This window comes from Anaerococcus sp. (genome assembly GCF_022770135.1).
Classification (GTDB): Bacteria; Bacillota; Clostridia; order Tissierellales; family Peptoniphilaceae; genus Anaerococcus.
Genome location: NZ_JALEIL010000101.1, coordinates 1 through 19869 on the forward strand (window position 1 = coordinate 1; position 19869 = coordinate 19869).

Sequence of the window (19869 nt, forward strand, 5' to 3'; positions counted from 1 at the left end):
AAAGCTAGCAAGGAAGTCTTGGGGATCCTTCTTGATGAGATAAGTATGGGGATTGAAAGAGTCGAGATCCAGAAAAAGGACGAGGAAAACGAGAAAAGAAGTTACAAAAACCATGTCAAAATCCTAGAAAACATCGATCTAGAGAAGACTATCACAGATGAAGTATACGAAAAAGAGAAGAAAGACCTCCAAAAACAAGTAAGAGATATGGTCTTCGAATACTACCAAAGAGGGATCTCTACTGTTCTAGTCTTTGAGGGAGTAGATGCTGCAGGAAAAGATGGAGCTATCGAAAGACTAGTAAAAAAGGTAGACCCAAGGCTTTATAAGGTAAATGCAATATCTGCTCCTACGAAAGATGAGCTAGCCCACCACTACTTGTGGAGATTCTACAAAAACCTACCTGAAGATGGATATCTTGGAATATTTTCAAGATCCTGGTATGGAAGAGTCATGGTAGAAAGGATAGAGGGCTTTGCCAAGACAGTAGAATGGGACAGGGCCTATGAAGAAATCCTCGATATGGAAAAGGAAATCTATGACCATGGCAGTCTTATCCTTAAATTCTTTGTAACCATTGACAAAGACGAACAGCTTAAGAGATTTATGGCAAGGGAGAACACTCCAGACAAGCTCTACAAGATAACAGATGAAGACTGGAGAAATAGAGAAAAGTGGGACGGATATATGGAAGCCATGAATGAAATGCTAGCTAGGACAAATGTAGACTACGCTCCATGGATCATAGTAGAAGGTAAGCAAAAGAAATATGCGAGAATTAAGGTAATGAAAGAATACCTAAAGGCTGCGAGGGCCCACTTAGACATGCTCGATAAGAAAAATAAGAAATAATCCTTATATATAGAAGACTCTTTTCGGAGAGTTGAACTTGAAGTCAAAATTTATTTAATTAAAATTTAATATATACTAATGTTTACCCTTATCTCGACTAGTTAAATGTGCCTTAACTGGCACATTTGACCCTAAAACTAAAAGTTATGCACTACAGTGATATGCCGTGACTAGTTTTAGTATGAGTGAAACGAATGCACGGAGATATTTCACGAGATCTCTCGACTTCGCTCCGCTTAGCTCGAGATAAGGGTGGGGTTGATCTCCAGGCTTCCGCTTCCCTTATCCCGACCGAAGTGGAGGGATCTCTTCTTGATCTAAAAGATTTAGAACTACAAGAGATCTATCGTTTATACTTTGAGAAAAACTAAGGAGCCATCTCGAAAAAAGCCCGTCCGGCTAGTGGAGGACAATGTGAGAGATCTTCAGTCTATGATTACATGTAGATTTTGAAGTTAGGTTATTTACGAGAATAATTATCTAAAGATATCTCCCGCCTTACATGTCCCAAGGTTTTGTAGACCTCTCGTCGCTTCCCCGTGGGAGCTCTGTCGAGGTGGAAGAGTGGCGAGTTCTTGCTTTCTTCACCCCTTATCCCTAATGGTTCTGGCCACAGCGAACATAGTGAGCTGATGGCAGACCTTAATCGAGGCTTGGCGAGGTGAAGGTCTTTGGAGTTAAAGCCCGCAAGCTACCGTCGACCGAAGAGGAGAAATCTGCCTATGTATCTACTATATACAATATAATTTTAGGATTGATAGAAAAATTTTACAAAAAAACCTAAGAAAAAATTTGTAATTTATGATTATCCTAGTATATTAAAAGACAGCTAGTTAAAAGCTATGAGATATAACTACCGATTTGTTTATAGGTCGTTATTTTTTTGGCTTAAAAAGTTAAGAAAATACTTGATTTATTAATGTTTTTGCGGTAGTATATATAAGTGCTGTGAAGTGAGATGTTGCTTATGCCTTAGGCCAAAGACATGAGGAAACTTTCACCTAGCAAGTTTAGGAATGATCCTAAGCGATTTCCAAATAATAGTATCAAACGCCCGGACGGGCGTAAAGAAAGAGAGAGGGAAAATGGCTAATCAAAAGATAAGAATTAGACTAAGAGCATACGATCACGAAGTAATCGACAGCTCAGCAGAAAAAATCGTAGAAGCGGTTAAAAGATCAGGAGCCGAAGTAAGTGGACCAATTCCATTACCAACAGAGATAGAAAGAATTACTATCTTAAGAGCGGTTCACAAAGACAAAGACTCAAGAGAACAGTTTGAACAAAGAACACACAAGAGATTAATCGACATCATAGGACCTAATGCAAAGACATTAGATGCACTTAAGAAACTAAACTTACCTGCAGGTGTCGACATCGAAATTAAACTATAACTGTAATTAGGATGATTGAAGATAATCGTATCAATAAGAATTGATAGGATCATCAATCCGCTGTAATTAAGGAGGTACTCAGTGAAGAGTATATTTACAACAAAAGTAGGCATGACTCAAGTCATCGACGAAGATGGAGTTATTACTCCTGTTACTGTCCTAAAAGCTGACGAAAACGTAGTTGTACAAGTTAAAACAGTAGAAACTGACGGTTACAACGCAATCCAAGTTGGTTATATGGACAAGAAAGAAAAGAATGTAACAAAACCAGTAAGAGAACACTTCAAAAAGGCTAACGCTAGCACAAAGAGATTCCTAAGAGAAATCAACTTTGGAGAAGAAACTCCAGAATTAAATCTTGGAGATACAATCACAGTTGAACAATTTGAAGCTGGAGACATAGTTGATGTTGTTGCTACAAGCAAGGGTAAGGGAACTCAAGGTGCTATCAAAAGATGGAACTACGGAAGAGGTCCAGCAAGCCACGGTTCAAAATCACACAGAGTTGCAGGTGCAAGAGCTGCAGGTTCTGACCCAGCAAGAGTTTTCAAAGGTAGAAAAGGTTCAGGAAAGATGGGTAACGAAAGAGTTACTGTCCAAAACATTGAAGTTGTTAAAGTAAGTGTTGAAGATAACTACATCTTAGTTAAAGGTGGAGTTCCAGGACCTAAGGGCGGACTTGTTCAAATCAAACAAGCAATCAAAGCCTAATTAAGGAGGAATAAATGCCTAAAGTAGATATTTTAAACATTAAGGGAGAAAATGTTGGTTCTTTAGAGCTAAACGAAACTCTATTTAATACTGAAATAAGCGAACATTCAGTTTATGAAGTAGTTAAAAACCAACTAGCAAATAAAAGACAAGGTACACAATCTGCGAAAACTCGTTCAGAGGTTCGTGGTGGTGGACGTAAACCATTTAGACAAAAAGGAACAGGACGTGCTCGTCAAGGTTCAATCAGAGCTCCTCACTACACAGGCGGTGGAGTTGTATTTGCACCAAAGCCAAGAGATTATAGCTACAGAGTTCCTAAGAAACTAAGAAGAAAAGCATTATATTCAGTTCTTACATCAAAAGTTGTTGATGGAGAGCTAATTGTACTAGATGATCTAAAGCTTGAAAACAACAAGACAAAAGAAGCGGCAGCAGTACTAAATGCAGTAGAAGCTGGAAAGAAAGCTTACGTTGTTACAGCTGAAAACGACAAAGATATATACAGATCATTTAGAAATATCGAAGGCGTAGATGTAGCATCAGCAAGCCTTATCAATGTTTACGACTTAGTAAGACACAACAAGTTAGTTATCACAAAAGATGCGATTGCTAAACTTGAGGAGGTATTTATCTAATGAGATCACCTTACGAAATAATCAAAAGACCAATAATCACAGAAAAAAGCATGGAAATGCTTGACGAGAACAAGTACACCTTTGAAGTAGACAAGGATGCAAACAAACCAGAAATCAAAGCAGCAGTAGAAGCTATTTTTGACGGAGTTAAAGTTAAAAATGTAAGAACTATGAACTATACTGGAAAATCTGTAAGAACAAGATACGGATATGGTAAAAGAGCTGACTGGAAAAAAGCTATCGTTACTTTAACAGAAGATAGTGCAGAAATTGAATACTTCGATGGACTATAAGGAGGGTTTAAATGGCTATTAGAAAATTAAAACCATCTTCAAACGGTCATAGAAATATGTCTGTTTCAACATTCGAAGAAATAACTACAGACAGACCAGAAAAAAGTCTTACAGTTGATCTTAAATCTAAAGGTGGTAGAAACAACACAGGTAGAACAACAGTTAGATTCCGTGGTGGCGGAGTTAAGAGAAGATATAGAATAATCGACTTCAAAAGAGATAAAGACAATATCCCAGCAAGAGTTAAAACTATAGAATACGATCCAAATAGATCTGCAAATATTGCCCTAGTTGCTTACGCTGACGGAGAAAAAAGATACATCCTTGCACCAAAAGGACTTAAGGTAGGAGATGTAATCGAATCAGGATCTGAAGCAGATATCAAAGCAGGAAACGCTCTTGAACTTAAGGATATCCCAGTAGGTACAACAATCCACAATGTAGAACTTAGAGCAGGTAGAGGAGCAGTTCTTGTAAGAAGTGCTGGTGTTGGAGCTCAACTTATGGCTAAAGAAGGAAACTTCGCAACACTAAGACTTCCATCAGGCGAGATGAGAATGATCCACCTAAACTGCAAGGCTACAGTAGGAGTTGTAGGAAACTCAGAACACGAACTTATCAGAGTTGGTAAGGCTGGAAAGAGCAGATATATGGGAAGAAGACCTCATGTAAGAGGATCTGTAATGAACCCTGTTGACCATCCACACGGTGGTGGTGAAGGTAGAACACCAATCGGTAGACCAAGCCCAATGACACCATGGGGCAAGAAAGCTATGGGTGTTAAGACAAGAAACACTAAAAAACAATCTGAAGCTTACATCGTAAGAAGAAGAAACGAAAAATAGGGGGATATAATGGCAAGATCTATTAAAAAAGGACCATTTGTCGATGATCATTTAATGAAGAAAATTGACGAATTAAATGAAAAAAATGAGAAAAAAGTTATAAGAACATGGTCAAGACGTTCTACAATATTCCCTGAATTTGTAGAACACACTATCGCAGTTCACGACGGTAGAAAGCATGTTCCAATATATATTACAGAAGATATGGTAGGACACAAGCTAGGCGAGTTCGTACCAACAAGAACATTCAGAGGCCACGCTAAGAAGGCTACTGAAGCTAAAAGCAAAATGAGATAGGAGAGAGTAATGGAAGTTAAAGCAATAGCTAAATATCAAAGAATTTCTCCTCTTAAAGTACATTATATAGCTAGAGAAATTAGAGGCAAACAAGTAGACGAAGCACTTAATATCTTAAGATTTACTAATAAAAAAGGTGCAAGACTTCTTTCAGACGTACTAAAAAGTGCAATTGCCAATGCTGAAAACAACAACGGACTTGATAGAGCTAATCTTTATGTTAAAAAAGCTTACGCTAACGATGCACCAACAATGAAAAGATGGCATCCAAAGGCTAAAGGAGCTGCATATCCAATACTAAAAAGATCAAGTCATATCGGCGTAGTACTAGCAGATATAGAAGATACGGAGGAATAAGATGGGCCAAAAAGTAAACCCAAAAGGATTTAGAGTAGGTGTTATCAAGGACTGGGATTCAAAATGGTTCGCAGACAAGAAAGATTTCTCAGATCTATTAGTTGAAGATTATAACATCAGAAAAATAGTTAAAAAAGAAGTATACGATGCAGGAATTTCTGATATAGAAATAGAAAGAGCGGTAAACAACCTAAAGATTACAGTATTTGCTGGAAAACCAGGAATGGTAATCGGAAAAGGTGGTGCTGGAGTTGAAGAACTTAAGAAAAAACTTGAAAAAGCAGCACCTGGTAAGAGAATCATCATCAATGTTGAAGAGATCAAATACCAAGACCTTTCTGCTCAACTTGTAGCTGAAAATATCGCAAGCCAACTTGAAAACAGAGTTGCTTTCAGACGTGCTATGAAACAATCTATCCAAAGAACAATGAGAGCAGGAGCTAAGGGTATCAAGACAATGGTATCTGGTAGACTTGGTGGAGCTGATATGGCTAGAAGCGAAGGATATTCAGAAGGAACAATTCCACTTCAAACACTAAGGGCAAACATTGACTACGGATTTGCTGAAGCTAATACAGAATATGGTAAGATTGGTTGTAAAGTATGGATCTACAAGGGCGAAGTTCTTCCAGGAGAAAAGGCTCAAAGAGAACCTAAGATGAAACAACCAAGAAACAACAGAAGAAGAAGAAATAATAGACGTCCAAATAATAAATAAGGATATCGCTATTTAAAGAATTAGGAGAGAATTATTATGTTAATGCCTAAAAGAGTTAAATATCGTAGACAACATAGAGGCAGAATGAAAGGTTTCGCTCACAAGGGTAATGAACTTACTTACGGTGAGTATGGTCTTCAAGCAGTAGAATCTACTTGGATGACTGCAAACCAAATCGAGGCTGCTCGTCGTGCGATGACAAGATATATAAAAAGAGGCGGAAATATTTGGATCAAAGTATTTCCAGACAAACCAGTTTCTAAGAAACCAGCAGAAGTAAGAATGGGATCTGGTAAAGGTGCTCCAGAATATTGGGTTGCTGTAGTAAAACCAGGTAGAGTATTATTTGAGATGAGTGGTGTTAGTGAAGAAGTTGCTAGAGAAGCTATGAGACTTGCTGCACAAAAACTTCCAATCAAGACAAAATTCATCCAAAGACTTGAAGTTACAGGTACGGAGGAATAAGGATGAAAGTAGCAGAAATCAGAAATTTATCAGACCAAGATTTAGATAAACAATTATATGATTTACAAAGTGAGCTTTTCAATCTTCGTTTTAGACTTGCAACAGGACAACTTGAAAATCCATCAGCTATAGGTTCTGTTAAAAGAGACATAGCTAGAGTTAAGACAATCCAAACAGAAAGAAAGCTTAATTTAAATAGGGAGGCTTAAGTTTCATGGAAAGAAATAGAAGACACGTACTTAAAGGCGTTGTCGTATCTGATTCAATGGATAAAACTATATCAGTTTTAGTTGAAGAAAAGATCCAACACCCAGTGTACAAAAAAAGAATTAACAGAAGCAAGAAATATAAAGCTCATGATGAACTAAATGAGGCTAAAGTTGGCGATACAGTTGTAATAATGGAAACAAGACCACTATCTAAAACAAAAAGATGGAGACTCGTTCGCGTAAGCCAAGCAGCAGAAATTGTTTAATTAGATATAGGAGATTATTATGATACAACAAGAAACTCGTATGAGAGTTGCAGATAACTCCGGAGCAAGAGAACTTTCAGTAATCAAAGTTCTTGGAGGAACTGGAAGAAGATATTCTAATATCGGAGACGTTGTGGTTTGTTCAGTTAAAAGTGCAACACCCGGAGCAGCGGTAAAAAAAGGTGCTGTAGTTAAAGCCGTTATAGTTAGATCAAAAAGAGGTCTTAAGAGAAATGACGGATCATCAATCAGATTTGACGAAAACGCAGCAGTAGTTATCAAAGACGACTTAAGCCCAGTTGGAACAAGAATTTTTGGACCAGTTACTAGAGAGCTAAGAAGTGAAGGATTCATGAGAATCATCTCACTTGCACCGGAAGTATTATAGGAGGATTATATGCACATTAAAAAAGGCGATAAAGTCCAAATAATATCAGGTGAATATAAAGGACATGTAGGCGAAGTAGTAAAGGCCCTACCAAAAGAAGGAAAAGTAATAGTCGAAGGTGCAAATATTAGAATTAAACACCAAAAGCCAACACAAATGGGGGCTGAAAGCGGAAGACTCGAGAAAGAATGTCCAATCGATGCTTCTAAAGTACTTCTATACTCAGAAGAACTTAAAAAAGGTGTAAGAACTAGAGTAGAGTTTGTAGATGGCAAAAAAGTTCGTGTATCTACTAAAACAGACGAAAAATTCGACTAGTTCAAAGGAGATATTATGACAAGTAGATTAAAAGAAAAATATCAAAACGAAGTTGTTGGCAAACTTACTGAACAATTCGGATACGAAAATGTTCACCAAGTACCAAAACTTACTAAGATTGTTATAAACGTAGGACTAGGTGAAGCAAAAGATAACCAAAATCTTCTAAATGCTGCAAAAGATGAACTTGCATTAATCACAGGTCAAAGACCAATAGAACTAAAGGCAAAGAAATCTGTAGCTAACTTCAAACTTAGAGAAGGTCAAGCAATTGGTACAAAAGTAACCCTAAGAAGAGAAAAAATGTATGACTTCTTGGACAAACTTATCTCAATTTCTCTACCACGTGTAAGAGACTTCAGAGGAATCAATCCAAACAGCTTTGACGGACGTGGAAACTATTCATTAGGTATCAAGGAACAACTAATCTTCCCTGAAATCAAATATGATAATGTAGATTTCCTACACGGTATGGATATCAACATAGTTACTACAGCTGAAACAGACGAAGAAGCAAAAGCATTCTTAGAATTAATGGGAATGCCATTTAGAAAATAATTAAGGAGCAAAAATGGCTAAAAAGTCACTAAGAGCTAAACAACAAAGAAAACAAAAATTCTCCACAAGAGAATATACAAGATGTAAACTTTGTGGAAGACCACACGGCTACTTAAGAAAGTATGGAATCTGCCGTATTTGCTTTAGAGAACTTGCAAATAATGGACAAATTCCAGGAGTAAGAAAAGCAAGCTGGTAATTAAGGGGGAATAATATTATGATGACAGATCCAATAGCGGATATGCTAACAAGAATCAGAAATGGTAACAAAGCAAACCATTCAAAAGTTTCATTACCATCTTCTAATGAGAAAAAAGCTATTGCCCAAATTCTGCTTGATGAAGGCTTTATTACAGGATTTAACGTAGAAGAAGACGGCAAACAAGGTATTCTTACAATTGATTTAAAATATACTGAAAATGGTGAAAGAGTAATCTCTGGTCTTAGAAGAATATCAAAACCAGGACTTAGAGTTTATGTAAAAGCAAATGAAGTTCCAAAGGTACTTGACGGACTAGGAACAGCAATCATTTCAACATCAAAAGGACTATTAACTGATCGCGCTGCAAGAAGTGAAAATGTAGGTGGCGAAGTTATTTGTTACGTATGGTAAGGAGATATATATGTCAAGAATAGGAAAACTTCCAATTGAAATACCTTCTGGAGTAACAATAGAAATTAACGATCGCACAGTAAATGTTAAGGGACCTAAGGGCGAAGATAGCCTTGAAGTTTCAAAGAATGTAGGACTAGAATTAAATGAAAACGAACTTTTAGTTACAATTCCAGAAAACTACACAAAAGCACAAAACGTCGATCACGGTTTATACAGATCTCTAATTAACAATATTGTAGTTGGAGTATCAGAAGGATATAGCAAAACACTTCAAATCGAAGGAACAGGATACAGAGCAAACAAACAAGGCAAGAACCTAGTAATGAACTTAGGTTTCTCTCACCAAGTAACAATGCCAGATCCTGAAGGAATCGAAGTAGAAGTGCCAAATGATAGAACAATTGTAGTTAAGGGAATTAACAAACAATTAGTAGGTCAACATGCTGCAAACATCAGAAACTGGAGAAAACCAGAACCATACAAGGGTAAGGGAATCAGATACGTTGATGAGCATGTAAGACGTAAAGTTGGTAAAACAGGTAAGTAGGAGATAAGTAATGGCTAAAAAAACAAAACAACAAAAACTTTTAACTCGTAAAAAAAGAGTAAGAGCTAAAGTAAGCGGAACTCCTCAAAAACCAAGACTAAGCGTATACAAATCAAACACAAACATTTATGCCCAAGTTATTGACGATGTAAACGGCGTAACACTAGCAAGTGCTAACACCTTACAAGAATCAGTAGCTGATGGAGCTAAAAATAACGCTAATATAGAAGCTGCTAAAAAAGTTGGCGCTGCTATCGCAAAAGCTTGTGCTGATAAGGGAATCGAAACTGTTGTATTTGACAGAAACGGCTACCTATATCACGGAAAAGTTGCTGCCCTAGCTGAAGCGGCAAGAGAAGCTGGTCTTAAATTTTAATTGAGGAGGTATTAGATGAATTATTTATTAAGAAGTGAAGTAGAAAAGCTAAACCTCGAAGACAGAGTAGTTGCTATAAACAGAGTTGCAAAAACTGTAAAGGGTGGACGTAACATTAGATTTTCAGCACTAGTAGTTGTTGGAAATGGTAATGGTTATGTTGGAATCGGAACTGGTAAGGCTACAGAAGTACCTGAAGCTATTAGAAAAGCTAGTGAAGATGCTAAAAAGCACATGATTAATGTTCCAATAGTAGGAACTACAATTCCTCACAGAATTCACGGAGAAAAAGCAAGCGGAAAGGTTCTACTAATGCCTGCTAAAGAAGGTACAGGAATCATCGCTGGTGGCCCTGTTCGTGCTATCTGTGAACTTGCTGGATATAAAGATATCAGAGCTAAAAACTTAGGTTCATCAAACCCAAGAAACATTATCAATGCTTGTATCGAAGGTTTCGCTAGCATGAAGACTGTTGAAGAAGTTGCAAGACTTCGTGGCAAATCGGTAGAAGAATTCGATTATTAAGGAGAGTAAAATGGCGAAACTTGAAATCACATTAAAAAGATCTTTTATCGGTAGAAAAGATGGACAGATCGCAACATGTAAAGCACTTGGCCTTAAGAAAATCGGTCAAACTGTTACAAAAGAAGATAATAACGCAATAAGAGGAATGATCAACAAAGTATCATTCATGCTTGACGTTAAAGAATTAGACTAAGGGGTGTAAGATGAAACTACATGAATTACAACCTAATGAGAAGTTAAAAAAGGGCAAAAGAAAAGGTAGAGGTCCAGGTAGTGGAAACGGAACTCGTGCAGGACGTGGACAAGACGGACAAAACTCAAGAAGTGGTGGTGGAGTAAGACCAGGCTTCGAGGGTGGCCAAATGCCTTTATACAGAAGACTTCCAAAGAGAGGTTTTAGAAACATCAACAGAAAGTATTATGAAACAATCAACGTTGAAACACTAAATGCTTTCGAAGATGGAACAGAAGTAACACCAGAATTATTATTTGCAAACAAATTCTTAAACAAAAACAAAGCTAAAGCAGGTGTTAAGATTCTTGGAGATGGAGAACTTAACAAAAAGCTTACAGTAAAAGCTCACAAATTTACTAAATCAGCAGTAGAGAAGATCGAAAATGCCGGTGGCACAATCGATGTGATCGAAACTAAAAAATGGGACAACCCATCTAAAAAAGCTTAGTAGAAAGCATGGTGAGCAATGCTAGATATAATTAAAAAAGCAGCAAAGGAAGAAGAAATAAGAAAAAGATTTTATTTCACTCTTCTAATGCTAGTAGTATATAGACTAGGAAATAATATTCCAATACCATTTATTGATACAAAAGCGCTAGCAGATGCATACAACAATATCCAAGGAACACTTGTAGATTACCTAAATATGTTGACAGGTGGAGGACTTTCCACACTTTCAATATTTGCTCTAGGAGTACAACCTTACATCACCGCATCAATCGTAATGCAACTTTTATCAGTTGTAATACCAAGGCTTGAAGAATTATCAAGAGAAGGTGAGCAAGGTCGTAAGACAATCCAAAAATATACAAGATACGTTACAATTGCTCTAGCGATATTCCAAGCTATAGCCATAACAAATGGTCTATACGGAGCAGCACTTTCAAGCGCAACAGGTTTCCAAAAAGTTGTGATGAACATAGTCCTAATCGGTGGTACTATGTTTGTAACATGGATGGGTGAGACCATAACAGAAAAGGGACTTGGAAATGGTACAAGTCTTATCATCTTTATGGGTATTATAGCATCCTTCCCAAGAACCATAGCTAGATGGAAACAAGGACTACACTATGATACAACTAGCATAGTATCCATCATAATCATGGCTATTATCGTTGTACTGATAGTACTTGCAGTAGTTGAAATATCTGAGGGTGAAAGAAAAGTACCAATCCAATATGCTAAAAGAGTAGTAGGACGTAAGATGTATGGTGGTCAATCAACACACATTCCTGTCAAGGTAAACATGGGTGGAGTAATGCCAATCATCTTCGCATCAGCAGTACTTGCCATTCCATCAACCCTATCATTACTATTTGGTGGAAATGGACAAAGCTCAATTGCGAACTTCTTCCAAAACTCAACAGCTGGATTTGCGGTATATCTTCTAATCCAAACAGTACTAATCCTAGTATTCGCATACTTCTACAATCAAATTCAATTTAACACTGTAGAATATGCAAAACAACTACAACAAAATGGTGGTTTCATACCTGGAATTAGACCTGGTAAGCCAACTAGTGATTTTCTTGCAAATGTATCTACAAGGATTACATTTATAGGATCAATCGCACTAGCCTTACTAACAATAGTTCCAGCAATTGCATCAAGAGTTTTAGGTCTACAAATATCCTTCGGTGGTTCTTCAGTAATCATCGTAGTTGGTGTAATCATAGAAACTGTTAAACAAATCGAAGCAATGATGACAATGAAACAATACAAAGGCTTTTTAAACAGGTAAGAGATGAATATTATTTTATTAGGCCCTCCAGGAGCTGGTAAGGGTACATTAGCAAATAAGATCATAGAAAAAAAAGGCGCAGTTCAGATAGCTACTGGAGATATATTTAGATATAATATCTCCAACAAAACTGAACTCGGAGTCAAAGCAAAATCCTATATGGATAGAGGAGATCTCGTACCAGATGAACTAACAATAGATCTAGTATGGGATGCCTTCGATAAGCATAAAGACGAAAGCAAAGAAGGAAAGATCATTCTTTTTGATGGATTTCCAAGAAACCTTGACCAAGCAAAGGCTCTAGATCAAGGTATGGAAGAAAGAGATCAAAAAATAGATCATGTCGTATATTTTGATGTAGCAGAGGAAATTCTAATAGAAAGAATCGCTGGCAGAAGAGTGTGCACCAATTGTGGAGCAACCTATCACGTAAAGAACAATCCTCCAACAAAAGAAGGAATCTGTGATAGATGTGGAAAAGAACTTATCCAAAGAGATGACGATAAGGAAGAAACAGTAAAAAATAGAATTGATGTCTACAAGGAGCACACAGCCGTACTAATTGATTACTTCAAGGAAAAAGGTATATTATTTAGTATTGATGGCACAAATTCTCCAGACGAAGTCTTTGAAGAATTTTTGAATAAATTAGGAGAATAATTCTAATTTATGCTAATAAGAAAAAACGAAGTGATAGGATCTTCGAGAATTTAGTTGTTAGATGTCTTATTGATATAAGACAATTTGAAATGGCGTTCAATAGACATGAGGACAAGAAAAGGAGGTTCTATCGATGTCAAAAAAAGATGCTATAGAAGTTACAGGAGTTGTTACAGAAGCACTACCAAATGCAATATTTAAAGTGGAGCTAGAAAACGGACACGAAATTCAAGCCCACATTTCTGGAAAGCTTCGTATGAACAGCATTAGAATACTAGAAGGAGATAGAGTAACAGTAGAACTATCTCCATATGATCTAAGCCAAGGTAGAATAACTTGGAGGAAGAAATAATCCCACACTTCAAGCACTACCCATTCATTAAGAATAATCGGAAGATGAGGAGTCAAAATGAAAGTTAGAGCATCAGTTAAAAAAATGTGTGATAAATGCAAAATTATCAAAAGAAACGGTAAAGTTATGGTAATTTGCGAAAATCCAAAACATAAACAAAGACAAGGTTAGGAGGGGCTAATGCCAAGAATAGCTGGTATAGATTTACCTAGAGAAAAAAGAGCAGAAATTGGACTAACTTATATATATGGTATAGGTCGTTCAACTGCAAACGAAATACTAAAGAATGCAGGAATCAATCCTGATACAAAAATGAAAGATCTTACAGAAGAAGAATTAGGTAAAATCCGTGAAGAGTTAAATAACTACCACATCGAAGGAGATCTAAGAAGAGATATCTCAATGAACATTAGAGCTCTAAGAGAGATCGGTAGCTACAGAGGATTAAGACACAAAAACAATCTTCCTGTAAGAGGACAAAATACCAAGAACAATGCCAGACCCAGAAAAGGTAGAAGGGGTTAATAAGAAATGGCTAAACAAAAGAAAACTACTTCTAAAAGAAGAAGAGTCAAAAAAAATGTTGAACGTGGCCAAGCTCACATTAACTCAACATTTAACAATACAATGGTGACCCTTACAGATATGCAAGGTAATGCACTATCATGGGCATCTGCTGGACAATTAGGATTTAGAGGTAGCAGAAAATCTACTCCATTTGCAGCAAGCGAAGCAGCAGATGTTGCAGCTAAGAAAGCTATCGATCAAGGACTAAAAACTGTAGAAGTTTACGTTAAAGGACCTGGTTCAGGAAGAGAATCAGCAATCAGAAGTCTACAAGCAGCAGGACTTGAAGTTACAATGATTAAAGATGTAACACCAATTCCTCACAACGGCTGTAGACCTCCAAAAAGAAGAAGAGTTTAATAAGGAGAGATTATGGCAGTATCAAAAGATCCAGTATACAAAAAAGCAAGAGCTTTAGGAATTTCTCCAGCATACCTAGGATATACAGGAGAAAGCAAAAGAGCTCTTCCAAATAGAAGAAGCAAACTTTCCGAATACGGAATGCAACAAAGAGAAAAGCAAAAAGCTAAGTTCATCTACGGAGTTAGTGAGAAACAATTTAGAGGATACTACGAAGCCGCTTCTAAAATGAAGGGACAAACAGGTGAACAACTTATTATCCTTTGTGAAAGAAGACTAGATAATATCGCATTTAGATCAGGTCTTGCTAGAACAAGAAGAGAAGCTCGTCAAATCGTAACACACGGACACCTAACAGTTAATGGTAAACAAGTTGACATTCCTTCATACAAGGTATCTGAAGGCGATGTAATAGAAGTTCGTGAAAAATCTAGATCAAACACATTATTTAAAACTATCAAAGAAACAAATGCAACATTTGGAGTAGTTGATTGGTTATCAAGTGATTTAGAAAACCTAAAAGTAACTGTAGACAGATTCCCTACAAGAGAAGATATCGACATCCCTGTTGAAGAACGTATGATCGTAGAGTTCTACTCTAAGTAGGCATAAATAAAGTTAGAACTAAGGAGTTACCATGATCGAAAAATTAGATACAAATATACAAATATTGGATATAGACGAAGAAGAAAATTACGGTAAATTCGCCCTATATCCACTTGAGCGAGGATATGGTACAACCATTGGAAACAGTATGAGAAGGGTGCTTTTATCATCCTTACCTGGTTCTAGCGTCTCAAAAATACTTATAGAAGGAGTACTTCACGAATTCTCCACTATAGATGGAGTAGTAGAAGATGTTCCTGAAATAGTTCTAAACATTAAGGGTCTAGACGTTACAAAACATGTAGATGAAGATGTAACATTGTTTTTAGACATTGAAGGACCAAAGATTGTAACAGCCAAAGACATCAAAGAAGATAGTTCCGTAGATATAGCAAACCCTGACCACTACATCGCAACAGTCAACGAGAAATCAAGACTATTTATAGCGATGGATGTTACAGACGGTAAGGGTTATAGAGTTTCTGATGATAACAAAAAAGAAAGCGACCCAATCGGCGCTATCGCTATTGATTCATCATTTACTCCAGTTGAGAAAGTAAACTTCACTGTAGAAAATACAAGAGTTGGCGAATCAACCGACTATGACAAACTCGTTATGGAAGTTTGGACAAATGGAACTATTACACCACAAGAAGCCCTTGCAGAAGGATCATCAATCTTAATCGAAAACTTCTCCTTCTTCAACGAATTACCTAACCAACAATTCCCACCAGAAGTGGAAGAAGAAGAAATAGAAGAAGTAGAAGAAGAAGATAATCTTTCAGAAGACTTGGCAATGACAATAGAAGAATTAGACCTAAGTCTAAGATCATTTAATTGTCTAAAAAGAGCAGGCTTCGACAGAGTTGGCGATATAATTAAAGTTAGCGAGTCTGAGCTAAAAACAATCAAGAACTTCGGTAAAAAGTCACTCACAGAAGTAATAGAAAAGCTAGACGAGTTAGGTCTAAGCTTAAAAGATGAATAGGAGGTAAGTATGGCCGATAAAAGAAAACTTGGCAGAAGAACTGACCACAGAAATGCTATGCTTAGAAACCTTGTGCAATCACTATTAGAAAACGGTAGAATCGAAACTACTGTAACTAGAGCTAAAGAAGCACAAAAAATGGCTGACAAAATGATTACACTAGGAAAGAAGAATACACTTCACACAAGAAGACAAGCAGCAGCTTATTTATACAAGGCAGAAACTGTTCAAAAATTATTTAATGAAATCGCACCAAACTATGAAGATAGAAATGGTGGATACACAAGAGTACTAAAACTAGGACCAAGAAGAGGCGACGGATCTGAACGTGCAATTCTTGAATTAGTATAAATTACTTAGAGATAAGTATAAAATAACTTCTAGCATCTTTGAGAGATTGAAGGTGCTTTTTTTTGCCCATTTTTTTGGTACAGTTTTCATAAGGAGAAGATATGAAATACAAACTAATAATATTCGACATGGATGGACTTATGTTTGATACGGAGCTTATGTATTATAGATCTTGGTTTGAATTTACAGAAAAGTACGACTTTAACTTCGATCAAAAGATGAGAACTAAGCTTGTTGGCAAAAACGAAGAAGCTATAAGAAATGAACTGATAAAGATGCTAGGTTCAGAAGAAAAAGTTAAGATGCTTAGAAAAGACTTAAATGCTTACAGGAATAATTATTTTAAAACTTACTCCACTTCACTTAAGAAGGAGGGACTACAAGAACTCTTAGAATTTGCGAAAGACGAAAATATCAAATGTGCCCTTGCCTCATCAAGTGATAGAGAAAAGATAGAATTTCTCGTGGATAAGGAAAATATCAGAGATTATTTTGATTGCATTATTTCAGGCGATGAAGTAGAAAGAAGTAAGCCAGATCCAGAAATTTTCATCAAGGCTAAGGAAAAGTTTAATATCAAAGATAAGGAAGCTTTAATCTTAGAAGATTCCTACAATGGTTATCTAGCTTGTAAGAGGTCTAAGATGGACTATCTTATAATCCACGATTCAAGTTTTGATAAATATTTTGAAGCTGACAGAGAAGCTAAGAACTTAAGAGAGGTCATTGAACTTTTGAAATAATTATTTAATAATTAAAAAGAAACATTGAAATAAATATTTAAGAGCATATAATATAAAACATGAAAAGCTTTTTAATGGAATGGAGGTCTTATGACCTATTTGATAAGAATTAAAGAAAGATACGAAGAATTGACTCCGGCAGATAAGAAAATCGCTCAATTTATACAGGATAAGCCAGAAGAAGTTATAAAGATCAGTTCAATGAATCTTGCTGACCTAACTGGCACGAGTCAATCAGCTATCATTAGATTTGTCCAAAAGATAGGATATGATGGCTATACTTCGCTTAAGCTAGATATAGCAAAAAGCTTAGAAACAGAAGATGTCAGCCTTTCATCTGAAGTTATCACTTCAGGTGATAGTGTAAACGATATCATTAACAAGAGTAAGGCCACTGTCATATCATCCATAGAAAAAACTTATGCTCTTATAAATGAGGAATTAATTGAAAAAGCAATTGATAATCTTATTAGGGCGGATAATGTGTACCTCGCGGGCATTGGATCATCAGGTCTTATATGTGAGGATTTGCTCTACAAACTTCAAAGATCAGGTAAGAAGTCCTTCTATGAAAGAGATGCTCATACAAACTTAAGTCTTCTAACTAATATTAAGGAAGATGACCTATTAATTGCTATTAGCTATACTGCTCTTTCAAAAGAAGTTTTACTAGCTGCAGAATACGCTAAAAGCAAAGGTGCAAAGCTAATTAGCATAACGAAAGCTGGTCGAGGGAAACTCGCTAATATGTCAGATATACTAATAACAATACCTGAAATTGAAAAAAAGATTAGATATGGTGCAATTTCATCTAGGTTTGCTTCACAAATAGTAACAGATATTCTATTCTATGGTTATATATCAAAGAACATGGACGAAGTAGTTAGAAATCTCATGGTTTCTAAAGAATTGACTGATAAATTAAAATAGGAGTTTTTCATGAACAAAAAAATTTTGCTTATAGCAGCTTTTGCATTCTTGTTACCATTTACTTCAAATGCAGATAGCAAGGAAGATAGTAATGACATAGTTCGATATGATTATAGTTTTCCTAGGGATATTGAAGAGTATGATGATTCCATTTTGACTAATTCATCTCAGAAGTTTTATTATGATGAGGATATTGAGGATCAAATCAATATTAGTAACTATGAAAATGCAGATGTTTTCGTAAATGGTAAGGCTGTAGAATCCGATGATGAGGCTAAAAATCTTATTCAAGAAGGAAAAAATACTGTAGATATTTTAAATGTTAGGGATACAGTCGACGTAAAAATCAAATCTGGCAAAGAAGAAAAAGGTTTTAACAATTATAATAATAAATTAGACCAAAAAGTTACTGACTTGATGGAGACCTTACTTGATGAAGAAGTAAAGGAGAATTTTTCTGGCGGTCAGATTAGTGTAATTAGAGATAATGAAGAAATTTATGATTATAATTTTGGATATATAAATAATTTTGAAAAAAATGGTGAAGCTATTCCTTTTGAGGATAGGGTTAAAGTTGATGAGAATACTCTCTTCGATCTTGCAAGCAATACAAAGATGTATGTAACAAATTATAGTTTACAAAAGTTAGTTTATGAGGGAAAGATAAACATTGATGATAAAGTATCCAAGTATTTCCCAGAATTTAAGGATGATGAAAAAAGTCCTATAAAGGGTAAAAATGAGATGACTATTAGGGATATACTCAGACATCAAGCTGGTTTTCCTGCGGATCCTCAATACCATAACAACAATTACGACAAGGATGATAGTAACAAAAATGGAGTTAATGTTTTATTCTCCCAAGATAGGGAAAAAACATTGGATATGGTAATGAGAACACCACTATCATATGAGCCTGGCTCAAAATCAGTGTATTCAGATGTAGATTATATGTTGCTTGGATTTATAGTGGAAAAAGTCACTGGACAGAGATTGGATAAGTACTTTGATGAAAACTTTGCTAAGCCTTTAAATCTTAGATACACACTTTTTAATCCTTTAGAAAATGGTTTTGATAAAAATCAGGTGGCTGCTACTGAACTAAACGGAAATACAAGAGATGGAGCAGTTGATTTCTTAAATATTAGAAAGGATACCATCCAAGGTGAGGTTCATGATGAGAAAGCCTATTATTCTATGGGTGGTGTAAGCGGTCATGCGGGATTGTTTTCTAATTCACGAGAATTAGCAAAACTTGCAAATATTATGCTAAATGAAGGTAGGTATAAAAATATTAGATTCTGGGATAAGAAGACTCAAGATGAATTCACTAAGGCAAGTGAAGTTAACCCATCCTACGGTTTAGGTTGGAGGAGAATGGCCGATGGCAAATATGCTTGGGCATTTTCAAACCTAGCAAGTTCAAATACAATTGGCCATACTGGATGGACAGGTACTCTTACAGTTATCGATCCATTGGAAAGAATGACCTTCGTCTTATTGACGAATAAAAAGAACGGTTTTGTTTTAGATAATAAGGAAAACCCTAATTATTTCTACACTGATGCTTCTATGAGTGGAGGTTACGGTGCAGTGAGTACTTTAATTTATAAAGCTCTTCAAGATAATTCAAAAGAGTTAGTTATGGCCCTTGCAAATGAACTTCAGATTGGACAAGAAAGAATGTTAAAAGATAGGGAAGGCTATCTTAATGAGGCTGAACTTAATGATTATATAGCCATAAAAAATACAAATCAAATAATCAAAGAAAAATACAAAAATACAAGCGAAGATAGTATTAGTATTGATGATAAAAAAGCTGATCATGATAATTTGGAAAAAACTAACATTGAATCAGCCTTTGTGAAAAGTTCTAATCCTAAAACAGGCGTAAATGGATTAATACCTTTGCTTGGCTTAGCGATTTCTTCAGCATTTGCCTATAGAAAAATAAAGAGATAAT

Annotated in this window: 33 protein-coding genes and 1 pseudogene; all 34 read left to right on the forward strand. The window is 36.0% G+C overall.

Annotated elements, in window-relative coordinates; all coding sequences use genetic code 11:
* Positions 1–852: pseudogene (locus MRZ08_RS05030) on the forward strand (hypothetical protein); the annotation flags it as partial.
* A gap of 1085 nt (positions 853–1937) precedes the next feature.
* The gene (rpsJ, locus tag MRZ08_RS05035; RefSeq protein WP_297380064.1) at positions 1938–2246 is read left to right on the forward strand and encodes a 30S ribosomal protein S10; all 309 of its coding nucleotides are present in this window, start codon (positions 1938–1940) and stop codon (positions 2244–2246) included.
* Between the two features lie 81 nt (positions 2247–2327).
* Positions 2328–2957 carry a 50S ribosomal protein L3 gene (rplC, locus tag MRZ08_RS05040; protein ID WP_015778491.1) on the forward strand — a complete coding sequence of 210 codons (630 nt, stop codon included), beginning with the start codon at positions 2328–2330 and terminating at the stop codon, positions 2955–2957.
* Positions 2958–2971: 14 nt separating this feature from the next.
* Positions 2972–3595: a 50S ribosomal protein L4 gene (gene rplD / locus MRZ08_RS05045; protein WP_297380068.1), complete on the forward strand. Its 624-nt coding sequence runs from the start codon at positions 2972–2974 to the stop codon at positions 3593–3595.
* A complete protein-coding gene (gene rplW / locus MRZ08_RS05050; protein ID WP_015778489.1) occupies positions 3595–3888 on the forward strand; it encodes a 50S ribosomal protein L23 in 294 nt (97 codons plus the stop codon). Before rplD ends, rplW begins: the two co-directional genes overlap by 1 nt.
* A gap of 11 nt (positions 3889–3899) precedes the next feature.
* The gene (gene rplB / locus MRZ08_RS05055; protein ID WP_015778488.1) at positions 3900–4733 is read left to right on the forward strand and encodes a 50S ribosomal protein L2; all 834 of its coding nucleotides are present in this window, start codon (positions 3900–3902) and stop codon (positions 4731–4733) included.
* Positions 4734–4742: 9 nt separating this feature from the next.
* Positions 4743–5030 (forward strand): 30S ribosomal protein S19, encoded by a 288-nt coding sequence (gene rpsS, locus MRZ08_RS05060; RefSeq protein WP_105301614.1) that lies wholly within the window; start codon positions 4743–4745, stop codon positions 5028–5030.
* A 9-nt stretch (positions 5031–5039) separates the two neighbouring features.
* Positions 5040–5387, forward strand: a complete 348-nt coding sequence (rplV, locus tag MRZ08_RS05065) for a 50S ribosomal protein L22 (protein ID WP_015778486.1) — start codon at positions 5040–5042, stop codon at positions 5385–5387.
* A gap of 1 nt (position 5388) precedes the next feature.
* Complete coding sequence (gene rpsC / locus MRZ08_RS05070; protein WP_297380076.1) at positions 5389–6105, forward strand: 30S ribosomal protein S3; 717 nt, start codon at positions 5389–5391, stop codon at positions 6103–6105.
* Between the two features lie 36 nt (positions 6106–6141).
* Positions 6142–6570 carry a 50S ribosomal protein L16 gene (gene rplP / locus MRZ08_RS05075; RefSeq protein ID WP_297380079.1) on the forward strand — a complete coding sequence of 143 codons (429 nt, stop codon included), beginning with the start codon at positions 6142–6144 and terminating at the stop codon, positions 6568–6570.
* A 2-nt stretch (positions 6571–6572) separates the two neighbouring features.
* Positions 6573–6779 (forward strand): 50S ribosomal protein L29, encoded by a 207-nt coding sequence (rpmC, locus tag MRZ08_RS05080; protein ID WP_015778483.1) that lies wholly within the window; start codon positions 6573–6575, stop codon positions 6777–6779.
* A 5-nt stretch (positions 6780–6784) separates the two neighbouring features.
* Entirely contained in the window at positions 6785–7045 is a 261-nt protein-coding gene (gene rpsQ, locus MRZ08_RS05085) for a 30S ribosomal protein S17 (RefSeq protein ID WP_015778482.1), read from the forward strand.
* Positions 7046–7064: 19 nt separating this feature from the next.
* Positions 7065–7433, forward strand: coding sequence for a 50S ribosomal protein L14 (gene rplN, locus MRZ08_RS05090; protein ID WP_015778481.1), 369 nt, complete (start codon positions 7065–7067; stop codon positions 7431–7433).
* Between the two features lie 9 nt (positions 7434–7442).
* Positions 7443–7751, forward strand: a complete 309-nt coding sequence (gene rplX / locus MRZ08_RS05095) for a 50S ribosomal protein L24 (RefSeq protein WP_105301619.1) — start codon at positions 7443–7445, stop codon at positions 7749–7751.
* A gap of 15 nt (positions 7752–7766) precedes the next feature.
* Positions 7767–8309, forward strand: coding sequence for a 50S ribosomal protein L5 (gene rplE / locus MRZ08_RS05100; RefSeq protein ID WP_297380087.1), 543 nt, complete (start codon positions 7767–7769; stop codon positions 8307–8309).
* 13 nt (positions 8310–8322) lie between these two features.
* Positions 8323–8508 (forward strand): type Z 30S ribosomal protein S14, encoded by a 186-nt coding sequence (locus MRZ08_RS05105; RefSeq protein WP_004836723.1) that lies wholly within the window; start codon positions 8323–8325, stop codon positions 8506–8508.
* An 18-nt stretch (positions 8509–8526) separates the two neighbouring features.
* Entirely contained in the window at positions 8527–8922 is a 396-nt protein-coding gene (gene rpsH / locus MRZ08_RS05110) for a 30S ribosomal protein S8 (RefSeq protein ID WP_297380091.1), read from the forward strand.
* Between the two features lie 10 nt (positions 8923–8932).
* Positions 8933–9472, forward strand: a complete 540-nt coding sequence (gene rplF / locus MRZ08_RS05115; RefSeq protein ID WP_297380094.1) for a 50S ribosomal protein L6 — start codon at positions 8933–8935, stop codon at positions 9470–9472.
* A gap of 10 nt (positions 9473–9482) precedes the next feature.
* Positions 9483–9848: a 50S ribosomal protein L18 gene (gene rplR, locus MRZ08_RS05120; RefSeq protein WP_015778476.1), complete on the forward strand. Its 366-nt coding sequence runs from the start codon at positions 9483–9485 to the stop codon at positions 9846–9848.
* A 15-nt stretch (positions 9849–9863) separates the two neighbouring features.
* Positions 9864–10373 carry a 30S ribosomal protein S5 gene (rpsE, locus tag MRZ08_RS05125; RefSeq protein WP_297380097.1) on the forward strand — a complete coding sequence of 170 codons (510 nt, stop codon included), beginning with the start codon at positions 9864–9866 and terminating at the stop codon, positions 10371–10373.
* A gap of 10 nt (positions 10374–10383) precedes the next feature.
* Positions 10384–10566 carry a 50S ribosomal protein L30 gene (rpmD, locus tag MRZ08_RS05130; RefSeq protein ID WP_297380099.1) on the forward strand — a complete coding sequence of 61 codons (183 nt, stop codon included), beginning with the start codon at positions 10384–10386 and terminating at the stop codon, positions 10564–10566.
* Positions 10567–10576: 10 nt separating this feature from the next.
* On the forward strand, positions 10577–11056 hold the full coding sequence (rplO, locus tag MRZ08_RS05135; RefSeq protein ID WP_015778473.1) for a 50S ribosomal protein L15: 480 nt from the start codon (positions 10577–10579) through the stop codon (positions 11054–11056).
* A gap of 18 nt (positions 11057–11074) precedes the next feature.
* Positions 11075–12349 (forward strand): preprotein translocase subunit SecY, encoded by a 1275-nt coding sequence (secY, locus tag MRZ08_RS05140; RefSeq protein ID WP_297380103.1) that lies wholly within the window; start codon positions 11075–11077, stop codon positions 12347–12349.
* 3 nt (positions 12350–12352) lie between these two features.
* The gene (locus tag MRZ08_RS05145; protein ID WP_297380105.1) at positions 12353–13009 is read left to right on the forward strand and encodes an adenylate kinase; all 657 of its coding nucleotides are present in this window, start codon (positions 12353–12355) and stop codon (positions 13007–13009) included.
* A gap of 133 nt (positions 13010–13142) precedes the next feature.
* Entirely contained in the window at positions 13143–13361 is a 219-nt protein-coding gene (gene infA, locus MRZ08_RS05150; RefSeq protein ID WP_015778470.1) for a translation initiation factor IF-1, read from the forward strand.
* A 57-nt stretch (positions 13362–13418) separates the two neighbouring features.
* Entirely contained in the window at positions 13419–13532 is a 114-nt protein-coding gene (rpmJ, locus tag MRZ08_RS05155) for a 50S ribosomal protein L36 (protein ID WP_004818043.1), read from the forward strand.
* Between the two features lie 9 nt (positions 13533–13541).
* A complete protein-coding gene (rpsM, locus tag MRZ08_RS05160) occupies positions 13542–13886 on the forward strand; it encodes a 30S ribosomal protein S13 (protein WP_297380108.1) in 345 nt (114 codons plus the stop codon).
* A gap of 6 nt (positions 13887–13892) precedes the next feature.
* Positions 13893–14288, forward strand: coding sequence for a 30S ribosomal protein S11 (gene rpsK / locus MRZ08_RS05165; RefSeq protein WP_297380109.1), 396 nt, complete (start codon positions 13893–13895; stop codon positions 14286–14288).
* A gap of 12 nt (positions 14289–14300) precedes the next feature.
* On the forward strand, positions 14301–14894 hold the full coding sequence (gene rpsD / locus MRZ08_RS05170; protein ID WP_297380112.1) for a 30S ribosomal protein S4: 594 nt from the start codon (positions 14301–14303) through the stop codon (positions 14892–14894).
* A 31-nt stretch (positions 14895–14925) separates the two neighbouring features.
* Complete coding sequence (locus MRZ08_RS05175; RefSeq protein ID WP_297380115.1) at positions 14926–15882, forward strand: DNA-directed RNA polymerase subunit alpha; 957 nt, start codon at positions 14926–14928, stop codon at positions 15880–15882.
* Positions 15883–15891: 9 nt separating this feature from the next.
* Complete coding sequence (gene rplQ / locus MRZ08_RS05180) at positions 15892–16233, forward strand: 50S ribosomal protein L17 (RefSeq protein WP_015778465.1); 342 nt, start codon at positions 15892–15894, stop codon at positions 16231–16233.
* Between the two features lie 101 nt (positions 16234–16334).
* Positions 16335–16976: an HAD family phosphatase gene (locus tag MRZ08_RS05185; RefSeq protein WP_297380118.1), complete on the forward strand. Its 642-nt coding sequence runs from the start codon at positions 16335–16337 to the stop codon at positions 16974–16976.
* A 90-nt stretch (positions 16977–17066) separates the two neighbouring features.
* A complete protein-coding gene (locus MRZ08_RS05190) occupies positions 17067–17906 on the forward strand; it encodes a MurR/RpiR family transcriptional regulator (protein WP_297380120.1) in 840 nt (279 codons plus the stop codon).
* A gap of 9 nt (positions 17907–17915) precedes the next feature.
* On the forward strand, positions 17916–19868 hold the full coding sequence (pbp4b, locus tag MRZ08_RS05195) for a penicillin binding protein PBP4B (protein WP_297380122.1): 1953 nt from the start codon (positions 17916–17918) through the stop codon (positions 19866–19868).
* The last annotated feature ends 1 nt before the right edge of the window (position 19869 follow it).